The 11,996-nt window shown below is 61.8% G+C and carries 12 protein-coding genes; 10 read left to right on the plus strand and 2 right to left on the minus strand.

From position 1 onward, the window contains the following. The first annotated feature begins 98 nt into the window (after nucleotides 1–98). Nucleotides 99–890: a GGDEF domain-containing protein gene (locus AC0L14_RS14960; RefSeq protein WP_095494699.1), complete on the plus strand. Its 792-nt coding sequence runs from the start codon at nucleotides 99–101 to the stop codon at nucleotides 888–890. Nucleotides 891–1,084: 194 nt separating this feature from the next. On the opposite strand, the gene AC0L14_RS14965 is transcribed toward AC0L14_RS14960, so the two are convergent. Beyond that, nucleotides 1,085–2,914: an ATP-binding protein gene (locus AC0L14_RS14965; protein ID WP_473485300.1), complete on the minus strand. Its 1,830-nt coding sequence runs from the start codon at nucleotides 2,912–2,914 to the stop codon at nucleotides 1,085–1,087. Nucleotides 2,915–3,068: 154 nt separating this feature from the next. Here AC0L14_RS14965 and AC0L14_RS14970 point away from each other — a divergent pair, with 154 nt between their 5' ends. Genes AC0L14_RS14970 through AC0L14_RS14980 form a run of 3 tightly spaced genes read left to right on the plus strand, consistent with a single transcriptional unit; the run spans nucleotide 3,069 to nucleotide 4,534 of the window. Beyond that, nucleotides 3,069–3,635, plus strand: coding sequence for a helix-turn-helix domain-containing protein (locus AC0L14_RS14970; RefSeq protein ID WP_123151913.1), 567 nt, complete (start codon nucleotides 3,069–3,071; stop codon nucleotides 3,633–3,635). Nucleotides 3,636–3,639: 4 nt separating this feature from the next. Further along, a complete protein-coding gene (locus tag AC0L14_RS14975; RefSeq protein WP_473749959.1) occupies nucleotides 3,640–3,948 on the plus strand; it encodes a hypothetical protein in 309 nt (102 codons plus the stop codon). 58 nt (nucleotides 3,949–4,006) lie between these two features. Next, complete coding sequence (locus AC0L14_RS14980) at nucleotides 4,007–4,534, plus strand: GNAT family N-acetyltransferase (protein WP_473749960.1); 528 nt, start codon at nucleotides 4,007–4,009, stop codon at nucleotides 4,532–4,534. A 12-nt stretch (nucleotides 4,535–4,546) separates the two neighbouring features. On the opposite strand, the gene AC0L14_RS14985 is transcribed toward AC0L14_RS14980, so the two are convergent. Then, a complete protein-coding gene (locus AC0L14_RS14985; protein WP_473749961.1) occupies nucleotides 4,547–6,349 on the minus strand; it encodes an NAD(P)-binding domain-containing protein in 1,803 nt (600 codons plus the stop codon). Nucleotides 6,350–6,840: 491 nt separating this feature from the next. Here AC0L14_RS14985 and AC0L14_RS14990 point away from each other — a divergent pair, with 491 nt between their 5' ends. From AC0L14_RS14990 to AC0L14_RS15015, 6 genes are all read left to right on the plus strand, one after another. Further along, a complete protein-coding gene (locus AC0L14_RS14990; RefSeq protein WP_473749962.1) occupies nucleotides 6,841–8,637 on the plus strand; it encodes an acetolactate synthase 3 large subunit in 1,797 nt (598 codons plus the stop codon). Nucleotides 8,638–8,727: 90 nt separating this feature from the next. After that, complete coding sequence (ilvN, locus tag AC0L14_RS14995) at nucleotides 8,728–9,300, plus strand: acetolactate synthase small subunit (RefSeq protein WP_123151908.1); 573 nt, start codon at nucleotides 8,728–8,730, stop codon at nucleotides 9,298–9,300. A gap of 150 nt (nucleotides 9,301–9,450) precedes the next feature. Beyond that, nucleotides 9,451–10,047: a LysE family translocator gene (locus AC0L14_RS15000; protein WP_473485304.1), complete on the plus strand. Its 597-nt coding sequence runs from the start codon at nucleotides 9,451–9,453 to the stop codon at nucleotides 10,045–10,047. Between the two features lie 245 nt (nucleotides 10,048–10,292). Beyond that, nucleotides 10,293–10,892, plus strand: coding sequence for a nitrile hydratase subunit alpha (gene nthA, locus AC0L14_RS15005; RefSeq protein ID WP_473749963.1), 600 nt, complete (start codon nucleotides 10,293–10,295; stop codon nucleotides 10,890–10,892). Next, nucleotides 10,889–11,548 carry a nitrile hydratase subunit beta gene (gene nthB / locus AC0L14_RS15010; RefSeq protein WP_473749964.1) on the plus strand — a complete coding sequence of 220 codons (660 nt, stop codon included), beginning with the start codon at nucleotides 10,889–10,891 and terminating at the stop codon, nucleotides 11,546–11,548. The genes nthA and nthB overlap by 4 nt, the downstream gene beginning before the upstream one ends. Then, nucleotides 11,535–11,921 carry a nitrile hydratase accessory protein gene (locus AC0L14_RS15015; RefSeq protein WP_473749965.1) on the plus strand — a complete coding sequence of 129 codons (387 nt, stop codon included), beginning with the start codon at nucleotides 11,535–11,537 and terminating at the stop codon, nucleotides 11,919–11,921. Before nthB ends, AC0L14_RS15015 begins: the two co-directional genes overlap by 14 nt. Nucleotides 11,922–11,996: the final 75 nt, after the last annotated feature.

Raw genomic sequence — 11,996 nt, forward strand, 5'->3', positions numbered from 1 at the left:
GACTTTGAGGGGAGGCTTCCCGTTGAAGTTGTCCTAATTAACCCTCCGTAAGCCCGTCCATGCCATAACGTCTTTGGAAATTTTCCAACGGGGAGCAGATGCGTTTTCACAAGGCGGAATCAGCCTTTTTCGTCTTCATCTTCGTGATCCTGGCCGCCGGCCTGGTGACGCTTCACGCCTATGGGCTTCTGCAAGCCTTCGCCGAAGAGGTTCATACACCCGCCAGGGTCGACGAGATCATTTATCTCAACAAGCTGTTGTTTGGGACCGGCGTCCTTTTGGCGACTGCCTTGTTCTTCGGGATTTTCTTCATCTACCCGCTGATCCGCAAGCAGGCGACAGAAGAAGGCAAGCTGCGCGCCATGACGGTTTCGCTCAGCGCCCGTTCGGAAACGCTGGAGCACGCGGCGCTGACCGACGGCCTGACCGGCATGCAGAACCGGCGCTATTTCGACGATGCACTGAAGGAATATCTCGAGGAATTCCGCCGCATCGAGAAGCCGGTCGGGCTGATGATCCTTGATCTCGACCATTTCAAGCAGGTCAACGACACCCACGGACATGATGTCGGCGACCAGGTGTTACGCGCGGTCGCCAGCTGTCTCAAGGACATGACACGCTATCACGACGTGGTGGCGCGCCTGGGTGGCGAGGAGTTCGCAGTGGTCACGCCCAACATGGACGCCGAACTTCTGTCCAAATTCGCCGAGCGCATCCGCAAGGCGATCGCCAACATGTCGATACTGTCAGGCAATGTCCGGCTGAAGATCACCACGAGCGTCGGCCTTGCCGTCTGGGACCGTAAGGAAACCGCCGAAGAGTTTTATCGCCGCGCCGACCGCCAGCTGTACGAGGCCAAGAGGCAAGGCCGCAACCGCGTCTGTGCCTGAAATCCCGGAGAGAATTCATGAGGCCGGCCGACTGACGCAGCTTTCTCGACTTCCGGTGCGCTCATGGACTCAAATGTCCACTCCGCTCCGGGTTCTCGAAAGCCACGTCATTCGATCCGGCCTGATGAATTCCCTTCCGGGATTTGCCTCGTCTAGAGACTGACAAAGTCTTCAGAATTCATCGGCCGCTGGGCTCAATCGTTTTGCGGGCGTAGGCCGAAGGTTGCGGGTTTCAGGCCATAACGCATGTCGAAATCGTCGTCGGGTTGGACGCGCGGGACGGGCGGCTTGCGGTAGTCGGGATCGCCGGCCTGACGCGCGGAATCCACGACTTCGGCGAAGGCCATCGCCTGCTGCGGTTTCGGCACGTTGCGCAGCCTTTCGACGATCGCCACCAGGTCGACATCATTGCCGATTTCGGACGGCAACGCTTCCTCGCGCTTTGCCGTGCCGGGAATCAGCTCATCGGACATTTTTTCGAACTTCAGCCGCATGGTCGTCGCCACGCCCTCACCGAAGGCGATGGCTTCGCGCTGGCCCATCGAAGACAGGAATGCCAGCGTCGAGGCCGAGGAATCGGCGATCGCCGAGCGGATGATCGCCTGGTCCTGCTCATTGGCAAGCCGCATGGCGAAAAAGGTCGAGCACTGCGACAGGATGGTGGGATCGAGCTCGCCCGGGCGCTGCGTGACGATACCGAGATAACAGCCATATTTGCGGCCTTCCTTGGCGATGCGCGACAGGGCGTGTCGGGTCGGCGCAAAACCAAGGCGCGGATCGGCCGGCATGTAGCGGTGTGCCTCCTCGCACAGCAAAAGCAGCCGCAGCCGGCCTTCGCTCCACAGTGCAAGGTCGAAGGCCAGGCGCGCCAGCACCGAACAGACGGAATTGACCACTTCCGACGGCATGCCGGCCATCTCGAAGCAGGTCACCGGGCGCCCGTGGTGCGGCACGCGGAAAATATTGCCGATCGTCTCGTGGATCGTATCTTCGATCAGCCGCGAATTGAACATGAAGCGGTAGCGCGGATCCGAGGCTGCCGATTCGATGCGCGTCTTCAGCGACTTGAGGGTGGGGCGGTCGTTCTTGCTTTCCAGCAGTCCCATGCGCTCGTCGATCTGCTTGATAAGATCGACAACGCGATAAGGCACCGGGGTGTCCGCGGTCAGTGCATCAGTGCCGCGCTTCAGATACGTGCCCGAATTCGGGTTGCGATACAGGTTCTTGGCCGCGGGAATGAGATCGCGCAAGGCATCGACCTCTTCCGGCACGGTCTCGCGCCCGCGAAACAGCACTTCGGCAAATTCCTCGAGTTTGAACATCCAGAAGGGCAGGTCCAGCGTCGTCGAATCGACCCTGACGCAGTGCTCGGGCAGGGACGCGGCGAACTCGTTGTGCGGATCGAGGATGAGGACGCGCAGGTCGGGTCGAGCGGCGATCGATTTGCGCAAAAGCAGCGAGACAGCAGTGGATTTGCCGACGCCTGTGGTGCCGACAATGGCGAAATGGCGCGCCAGCGTGTCGTCGATGGCGATGTTGGCGTCGATCGCCTCATCCTGTGACAGCGTGCCGATGGTGATCGAATGACGCCCGGCGAGGTCATAGACCGCCTGCAAGTCGCGGCTGCGGATGCGGTGGGCGATGGCGCCGATATGCGGATAGGTGGTGATACCGCGGTCGAAAATCGGTTTGGCGCCGGGCTCCGCGCCGTCGCGCACCTCGCCGATGAGCTCGATACTGACCTCGATCGGGTTCTGGCCCGCATTGTGCCAGGCGCGATCCGATTTGCCGACCTCGTAGACCAGCCCGACGGTTCGCGTGGCGCCAAGGTTGATGGAGATCATCTTGCCGACGCTCCAATGGCCGGTGACCGTGCCTTCGACATCGGCGGCATGGGCGCTGATGGTGGCGCGCGCGCCGTCGCACTGGACGACATTGCCCAGAACGCGCTTGTCGTTCTGCTCCGCCTTGCGGCGCTCCTGCAAAGTCGGCTCTCCGACGGAGGCTTCGCGGTCGACGAACATGGACAGGCTGTTTCCCATTTCCCCAGGCAATCGACCTTACACCGACGGGGTTAAGGGGGGATGAGGTCGGATGGTGTAGGGGACATTAAACCATTCGCAAAAATTGGACCGATCGGCCCCTTGCTCGACTCCAAAATTTCGATATACCGGATGAATGGCTGATATAGCGAACGATATCTCCTCGACCATCGGCAAGAGAATACGCTCCGAAAGAGCCTTGAGGGACTGGTCGCTGGCGGAGCTCGCGGACCGGTCCGACGTTTCGAAAGCCATGCTCAGCACGATAGAGCGCGGCAAGACGAGCCCGACCGCGGCACTTCTCGTGCGCATCGCCGCGGCCTTCGGCATGACGCTTTCCACCCTCATCGCGCGGGCCGAGCTGCAAGGCGGCGGGCTGCTTCGCGAAAACGATCAGCCGCTTTGGCGCGATCCCGCAACCGGCTATGTCCGGCGGCATCTTTCGCCGGTTTCGGACATGCCGCTCGAACTGATCCGGGTCCAATTGCCGGCGGGGGCCAAGGTGAGCTTTCCGGCAGCGTCCTATGCCTTCATCAGGCAGCAGATATGGCTGATTTCCGGACGGCTGGAATTCACCGAGGGCGACATCGTCCACGGCCTCGAACCGGGTGACTGTCTGGCCCTTGGCGCGCCATCGGATTGCACCTTCCATGCTCCGGGACCGGCCGCCGCCGACTATCTGGTCGCGCTGGCCAGAGGCTGAGGCAATGACGCGTCGCCCGAAACGCACCGACAATGGCGGGCCGCCTCTTGACGACTATGAGGGGCCGCCATGGGGCAAGGGCGACGCCTACATCTTCCTTGCCTGGCAGGCAGCCCACGCCAAAGCCTGGAAAGCGCCAGGCCGTGACGTCATGTTGATGCGGCTGGACAAGGCCGGGCGGCTGGGCCTGACCTATGAGGAATACACGCTCGAACTGCTGGAGCGCGGGCGGCATCTGCAGGAAGAAGATGCGGAGCGCATCGCAGAAATTCGTCGGGCCAGGAGGCGAAGGCGTGTCAACCTTTCCGACTGACGGCAGCGACGATCGCGACTTCACAGACGTTTCATCTTGTTCAAGGATCAGCGCACGCATGAGTTCCATCGAAATCAAGGCTCTGACACAAACTGCGGAAACGCACGCAATGCTGGTCGATATGCTGATCGAGACGGTTGCGGCCGGTGGATCGGTCAGTTTCATGCATCCGCTGGCGCCGGGCGCGGCAGGTGCCTTCTGGAGGAAGTCGCTTATTGCGGCTGCAAGGGGCGAAAGAGCTGTGCTCGGCGCCTGGGACGGTGAGGCTCTGGTCGGCACCGTTACCTTGCAGCTCGACTGTCCCCCCAACCAGCCGCACCGGGCCGAGATCGCCAAGCTGATGACCCGCGTCGACCATCGCGGCAAAGGCGTGGCCACCCGCCTGATGCGGGCGGCCGAAAGCCTCGCCGTCGAGAAGGGCCGCACACTGCTGGTCCTGGATACAGCGACAGAGGAGGGCGCTTCCGGTCTCTATGACAGGTTGGGCTTCACGCTTGCCGGTGAGATACCGGACTATGCATTGAAGCCGCATGGTGGACTTACCGGTACCCTTATCTACTGGAAGCGCATCGGCCAATGCCGGTGACAGCCCGAATTTCTATCCCGTGTGGTGGACCTCCTGCAGCCCGTAGACCGGCGTCGCGATGCCCTCGTGCCGTGCTTTCAACTGCAGCGACAGGAACTGCGAATAGTGGCGTGACTGGTGCAGATTGCCGCCATGGAACCAGAGTGCTTCCTGTTGCGTCGGCTTCCACATGTTGCGCTGTTCGCCCTCCCAAGGACCGGGATCCTTGGTGGTGTTCGAGCCGAGACCCCAGCACTTCCCGACCTTGTCGGCGACCTCTTTCGAGATCAGCTCCGCCGCCCAGCCGTTCATCGAACCGTAGCCGGTGGCATAGACGACGACATCGGCCGGCAGTTCGGTGCCGTCGCTGAGCAGGACCGAATGTTCCCTGATCTCGGTCACGCCGACGCCGCTCTTCAGCTTGATGGCGCCGTCGATGATGAGCTGTGAGGCGCCGATATCGATATAGTAGCCGGAACCACGCCTGAGATATTTCATGAACAGGCCGGAGCCGTCTTCGCCCCAGTCGAGCATGAAGCCAGCCCTTTCCAGGCCCTCGTAGAAGGCAGCATCGCGCTCCTTCATCTTTTCGTAGAGCGGAATCTGGAATTCGTGCAGGATCTTGTAGGGCAGGGAGGCGAAGATGAGATCGGCCTTGGCCGTGGTCATGCCGTTTTGCACGGCCTGCTCCGAATAGAGCGCGCCGAGCCCGATATCCATCAGCGTGTCGGATTTGACGATATGCGTGGTCGAGCGCTGCACCATGGTGACCTCGATGCCGGCTTCCCAGAGTGCGGCGCAGATATCGTGCGCGGAATTGTTCGAACCGACGACGACGACCTTCTTGCCAACGTAGCCGTCCGGACCGGGATGTTTGGCAGAATGGTGCTGATCACCTTTGAAATTCTCCATGCCCTTGAACCTCGGTATGTTGGGCCGGCCAGACATGCCGGTGGCCAGCACCAGCTGTTTCGGCTTCAGCGTTATGTCCTTGCCATCGCGATGGACGACGACCGTCCATTCCTTTTTCTCGTCGTCATAGGCGGCGCTCTTGGCCTCGGTGGAGGACCAGTAGTTCAGCTCCATGACCTTGGTGTACATTTCCAGCCAGTCGCCGATCTTGTCCTTGGGCGAGAAGACCGGCCAGTTCCTCGGGAAGTCGATATAGGGCAGATGATCGTACCAGACCGGGTCGTGCAGGCAGAGCGACTTGTAGCGCCTGCGCCATGAATCGCCGGCACGCTCGTTCTTCTCGACGATGATGGTCGGCACGCCGAGTTGCCTCAGCCGGGCACCGAGTGCGATGCCGCCCTGGCCGCCGCCGATGACAAGCGTGTAGGGCTGACTGACAAAGCCAAGTTCGGCGGCTTCTTTCTCACGCTCCTCTTTCCAGGTCGGCCGGTTTTTTCCGTGACCATGCTTGGCGCCCAACGGCCGGGCGAAGCCGGCGGGTTCCTCATGACCCTTCAGCTCGACCATGGTGGTGAGCAGTGTCCATATCTTGCCGTTCTTCAGCCTGATATGGCCGAAGCCGCGCGCAACTTCCGTTTCGAAACTGATCCAACCTTCGAGCAGCCCGTCGCTCTCGGTGGCGTCTTCGCCCTTGGCGATCGCCCAGTTCGAAGGTCTTGTCTTCGCCAGCTGGCTCGTCAGCATGTCGTGCACCTGGTCGCGACCTTCCATGGTCTTGATGTTCCAGGTGAAGGTCACCAGGTCGCGCCAATAGCAGTCTTCCTGAAAGCACCCGACCGCCTTGTCGACGTTGCCGGCGGCAAGCGCTGCGCCGAATTGGTCGAGCAGGTCGGACAGTTTCTCGGCTGGGGCCTTGTCGAGCATCAAATTTCCTCCCGTGAAGTCCTGGTCGTTATCGCGGCTTGCCGGACCCTCCCAGCCCGGTTGACCGGAGTATCGCGGCAAACTGTGCGCCGCGTCACGTCGTCAAATAGTTTGGCGTGGTTTCAATGGCTTATCGGGCCGATCGCGGAGCTTTGTACTGCCGGCGATCGTACCGGAGCGGTGTCTTGTGGCAAAAATAGCTGGCTCGATGCGATGATGGACAACCGGCGCGTCTGATACGGCCGGGTTCAAAGCCTTTTGGCGTCGTGCACATTCGCCGTTGACAGCGGCGCAAAACCAATTCTATTGTCCGCCACCATGAAAACGGTACTCATTCTCGTAGTAGGAAAGCGCGTGGGCAAGGCGGTGTAACCGCCGGGCGAAAACCTCCCATGCGCAGACACAGGCTCCCTCGGGGGCCTTTTTTATTGCCCGAAACACGACTAAACGACCAGCAATCGCCCGATGGCGGACAGTACGGGACCAGACCGATGAGCAGTGGACGGAACGAACGGCGCGAAATGCCAAGAACCGAAATGACTGGCGCCGAAATGGTGGTGCAGGCGCTGAAGGACAATGGCGTCAAGCATGTTTTCGGCTATCCGGGCGGCGCGGTTCTCCCGATCTATGATGAAATCTTCCAACAGGACGAGGTCGAGCACATCCTCGTCCGTCACGAGCAAGGCGCGGGTCATGCGGCGGAGGGCTATGCGCGCTCGACCGGCCAGGCCGGCGTCATGCTGGTGACATCGGGGCCGGGAGCCACCAACGCGGTGACGCCGTTGCAGGATGCGCTGATGGATTCGATCCCGCTGGTCTGCCTGACCGGTCAGGTGCCGACCTCGCTGATAGGCTCGGACGCGTTCCAGGAGTGCGACACGATCGGCATCACGCGCCCCTGCACCAAACACAATTGGCTGGTGAAGGATGTCAACGAGCTCGCGGCAATCATCCACGAGGCCTTCCACGTCGCGACGACAGGACGCCCCGGTCCGGTCGTCGTCGATATCCCGAAGGACGTGCAGTTCGCCAAGGGCATCTATGTGCCGCCACAGACGGCGCCGCGCACGAGCTATCAGCCTAAGGTCCAGGGCGATCTGGAAAAGATCAAGGCGGCGGTCGAGCTGATGGCCAACGCCAAAAGGCCGATCCTCTATACCGGCGGCGGTGTCATCAATTCCGGCCCGGAAGCCAGCCATTTGCTGCGCGAGCTGGTCGACCTAACCGGCTTCCCGATCACCTCGACGCTGATGGGCCTTGGCGCCTATCCGGCTTCGGGCAAGAACTGGATGGGCATGCTCGGCATGCACGGCACCTATGAAGCCAACATGGCGATGCATGATTGCGACGTCATGATCTGCATCGGCGCGCGCTTCGACGACCGCATCACCGGCCGGCTCACCGCGTTCTCGCCGAACTCGAAGAAGATCCATATCGATATCGATCCGTCGTCGATCAACAAGAACGTCCATACCGATGTGCCTATTATCGGCGATGTCGGCCGGGTGCTGGAGGATCTGGTGCGGCTGTGGCGTGCGACCGCCAAGGCCGACAAGAAGGCGCTGCACCCGTGGTGGGAGCAGATCGCGAAATGGCGGGCTCGGGATTCGCTTGCCTACAAGATGAACCACGATGTGATCATGCCGCAATATGCCGTCCAGCGGCTCTACGCGCTGACCAAGGACATGGACACCTACATCACCACCGAGGTCGGCCAGCACCAGATGTGGGCGGCGCAGCACTATCATTTCGAGAAGCCGAATCGCTGGATGACCTCCGGCGGGCTCGGCACGATGGGCTACGGCCTGCCCGCGGCGCTCGGTGTGCAGATCGCGCACCCGGATGCGCTGGTCATAGACATTGCCGGCGACGCCTCTGTGCAGATGACGATGCAGGAGATGAGTGCCGCGGTGCAGCACGAAGCGCCAATCAAGATCTTCATCCTCAACAACCAGTATATGGGCATGGTGCGGCAGTGGCAGCAGCTTCTGCACGGCAACCGGCTGTCGCATTCCTACACCGAAGCGATGCCGGATTTCGTCAAGCTTGCCGAAGCCTATGGCGCCCACGGCATTCGCTGCGAGAAGCCGGACGAACTGGACGACGCAATCAAGGAAATGATTTCGGTGAAGAAGCCGGTGATTTTCGACTGCCGGGTGGCGACACTTGCCAACTGCTTCCCGATGATCCCGTCGGGCAAGGCGCATAACGAGATGCTTCTGCCTGACGAGGCGACGGACGAGGCGGTGGCCAACGCCATCGACGCCAAGGGCAGGGAACTGGTGTAACGCCTAACGCTCAAGCCGAGGCAGGGCTGTCGGAAGAAGCAGTGTGGAAACAGAAAAACAGTTCAAAAGTTTGAAATCGAGATTCATGTCATGAACGCACAGCTTCAACCGACCGGCTCGGCCTACTTCATCGCCAAGGAAACTGAAAAGCCGGAGACTCACACGCTGTCCGTGCTGGTCGATAATGAGCCGGGCGTGCTTGCCCGGGTCATCGGCCTGTTTTCCGGGCGCGGCTACAATATCGAGAGCCTGACGGTCTCCGAAACCGAACATGAGAAGCATCTGTCGCGCATCACCATCGTGACGCGCGGCACGCCGCATGTGCTGGAGCAGATCAAGCACCAGCTCGAGCGCATCGTGCCGGTGCACCGTGTCGTCGATCTCACCGTGCGCTCGCACGAGCTCGGCCAGGAACGGCCGCTGGAGCGAGAACTCGCGCTGGTGAAAGTGGCCGGCACCGGCGAAGGCCGCGTCGAGGCGCTGAGGCTGGCCGATGCCTTCCGCGCCAGCGTCATCGACGCCAACACTGAGCATTTCATCTTCGAGATCACCGGCAAAGGCTCCAAGATCGACCAGTTCATCGCCATCATGAAACCGCTCGGCCTGGTCGAAATCTGCCGCACCGGCGTGGCGGCGTTGAACCGCGGCCCGCAAGGGATGTGATCATCCGGCGCTTTGGGTCCAGTGCTCTGGCACCGCCCGTATTTATTCTGTCGGCTTGATCCTGACCTTCTGGCCCGGCTGCCGCCGTGAGGTGGCCTTTGTGCGTCTGAGGTAAAAGGACAATATTGCTGACCTGCTTGGGAGAAGCCAATGACCCTCGATGCGTTCCTTGCCTTGCTGGTCTATGCCTTCGTGACCTCGATCACGCCTGGTCCGAACAACTTCATGCTTCTGGCTTCCGGCGTGAATTTCGGTTTCGCCAAAACCATTCCGCACATGCTGGGCATCAGCATCGGCTTCCTCGTGCTGTTGCTTGCCGTCGGCTTCGGGCTGGGCGCGGTGCTGACTGCGTTTCCGGTGCTGCACACCGGATTGAAGATCGCGGGCGGCGTCTACCTGCTCTATCTCGCCTCGAAGATCGCCGTGTCGCGTTCGCTCAGCAGCAAGGGCGAGGCCAAGTCGCGACCGATGCGGTTCATCGATGCGGCAGCGTTCCAGTGGGTCAATCCCAAGGCGTGGGTGATGGCGATCACCGGCATGGCCGTCTATGCCATTCCGGAGCATCCGTTTCTCTCGGTGGCGTTGATCTCGATAGCCTTCACCGTCGTCAATTTGCCGAGTGTTTCGGTGTGGGCAGGCTTCGGCATGGCGCTGCGCGGTTTTCTGTCGGACCCGGTGCGGCTTAAATGGTTCAACATCGCCATGGGCGTGCTGCTGGCAGCGACACTGTGGCCGATGCTGCGGTAGTTGTCGCTTTGTTGTGCACTGCCTTCGGCGCCTTCTATTCTATTTGGTGAAACCGCGGCACGAGGCTGCGAGTTACACCAGATATGACCACCGAACCACGGCGTGTCGAAGGCTTCTTGACGTTGCAAGGCGAGCCGCAGAGGGCGGCAGCGGAATAGAAGCCGCAAGGTCGTCGGTGCGCCCGATGTCTGCTGGCCCAAGCCGTGGCGCTTGCGGTGGAATGCTTGCAGCCGTAATTTACGGCCGTGTCCCATAACCACGACAACGAACTTGATCCTTTTGCCGCCCGGGTGCGCGCGCTGGAGACGATCCTCACCCAAAAAGGACTGATCGATCCGGCCGCGATCGACGTGATCGTCGACACCTATGAGACAAAAATCGGCCCGCGCAATGGCGCCAAGGTGGTGGCGAAGGCATGGGTCGACCCTGACTTTGCCGTTTTGCTGAAACGCGACGCGACGGCGGCGATTGGCTCGCTCGGCTACACCGGCCGGCAGGGCGAGCACATGCAGGCCGTGTTCAACACGGCGGACACGCACAACCTCGTCGTTTGCACGCTGTGCTCCTGCTACCCGTGGTCGGTGCTCGGCCTGCCGCCTGTCTGGTACAAGGCGCCGCCCTATCGTTCGCGCGCGGTCATAGATCCGCGCGGCGTGCTCGAGGAATTCGGGCTGATCTTGCCGGCAACGACAAAGATCCGGGTGTGGGATTCTACCGCCGAGCTGCGTTACCTGGTCGTGCCGATGCGGCCGAAGGGCACCGATGGCTGGAGCGAGGATCTGCTGGCGGATCTGGTGACGCGCGACGCGATGATCGGCACCGGACTGGCGCGGGAGCCGGCATGAACGGGCCGCAGGATCTTGGCGGGCAGATGGGGTTCGGGCCGGTCGCAGCCGAAAAGGACGAACCCTATTTCCATGCCGCCTGGGAAAGGCGGGCGCTTGGCGTGACCTTGTGCGCCGGCGCCATGGGCGCCTGGACCATCGACGAGAGCCGGCATGCGCGGGAATCGCTGCATCCCGCCGACTATTATGGCTCCAGCTACTACGAGATCTGGATCAAGGCGCTCGAAACCTTGCTGAAGCGGCATGGTTTTGTCAGCGACCGTGATCTGGCCGCGGGCAAGGCGGTCGATCCTGCCGCGACGCCAAAGCGGGTGCTGAGGGCCGAAAACGTGTCGGCAGTGTTGGCTAAGGGCGGCCCCTGCGACCGGCCGGTTGCCACGCCGGCGCGGTTCAAGGCTGGCGACCTCGTGCGGACGAAGAATTTCCATCCGACCGGCCACACAAGGCTGCCGCGCTACGCACGCGGCAAGCAGGGCGCCGTCGAGGCGGTGCGCGATGGTTTTGTCTTCCCCGACGCCAATGCGCACGGCCAGGGCGAAAACCCGCAATGGGTCTATACGGTGGTTTTTGACGGCGCGGAGATCTGGGGCGCCGGCGCCGACCCGACGCTGACAGTGTCGATTGACGCCTGGGAGAGCTATCTTGAGCCGGCGTGAGGCGAAGTCAGTCACCGCCACGCTGCCTGCTGGCGTCGATGCGCCGGTGTTCGCAGAGCCATGGCAAGCGGAAGCTTTCGCCATGACCGTTGCGCTGCACGACAAGGGCCTGTTCTCCTGGAGCGAATGGGCAGACGCCTTGTCCGCCGAGGTCAGGAAACCGGGTGTCGCAAGCGATGGCCACGATTATTACGAGCACTGGCTCGCGGCGCTGGAGAATTTGCTGTCGGCCAAAGGCGTTGCCGGCAAGGGCGACGTCGATGCGCTCGCTGCCGCCTGGGAACGCGCCGCGCATGCGACGCCACATGGCAAGCCGATCCTGCTCGAGAACGATCCCAGCCCGACCGGAGGTCGTGGCGGCCCGACCGGCTAGGTCGTGGCGGCTCGACTTCGTTCTCTTTACGTTCCGCCCTCTGCCTGATAACTTGCGTCATTGGCGGTGCGGCCC

This window comes from Mesorhizobium sp. WSM4841 (assembly GCF_055811515.1).

What these genes read in the sequence shown, in the direction of transcription:
- AC0L14_RS14985 (WP_473749961.1), bottom strand. Translation starts at nt 6,349, where the DNA reads ATGCTCGACAAGGCCCCAGCCGAGAAACTGTCCGACCTGCTCGACCAA.
- AC0L14_RS14980 (WP_473749960.1), top strand. Translation starts at nt 4,007, where the DNA reads ATGAGTTCCATCGAAATCAAGGCTCTGACACAAACTGCGGAAACGCAC.
- AC0L14_RS14965 (WP_473485300.1), bottom strand. Translation starts at nt 2,914, where the DNA reads ATGTTCGTCGACCGCGAAGCCTCCGTCGGAGAGCCGACTTTGCAGGAG.
- AC0L14_RS14960 (WP_095494699.1), top strand. Translation starts at nt 99, where the DNA reads ATGCGTTTTCACAAGGCGGAATCAGCCTTTTTCGTCTTCATCTTCGTG.
- AC0L14_RS15000 (WP_473485304.1), top strand. Translation starts at nt 9,451, where the DNA reads ATGACCCTCGATGCGTTCCTTGCCTTGCTGGTCTATGCCTTCGTGACC.
- nthB (WP_473749964.1), top strand. Translation starts at nt 10,889, where the DNA reads ATGAACGGGCCGCAGGATCTTGGCGGGCAGATGGGGTTCGGGCCGGTC.
- ilvN (WP_123151908.1), top strand. Translation starts at nt 8,728, where the DNA reads ATGAACGCACAGCTTCAACCGACCGGCTCGGCCTACTTCATCGCCAAG.
- AC0L14_RS14990 (WP_473749962.1), top strand. Translation starts at nt 6,841, where the DNA reads ATGAGCAGTGGACGGAACGAACGGCGCGAAATGCCAAGAACCGAAATG.
- AC0L14_RS14975 (WP_473749959.1), top strand. Translation starts at nt 3,640, where the DNA reads ATGACGCGTCGCCCGAAACGCACCGACAATGGCGGGCCGCCTCTTGAC.
- AC0L14_RS14970 (WP_123151913.1), top strand. Translation starts at nt 3,069, where the DNA reads ATGGCTGATATAGCGAACGATATCTCCTCGACCATCGGCAAGAGAATA.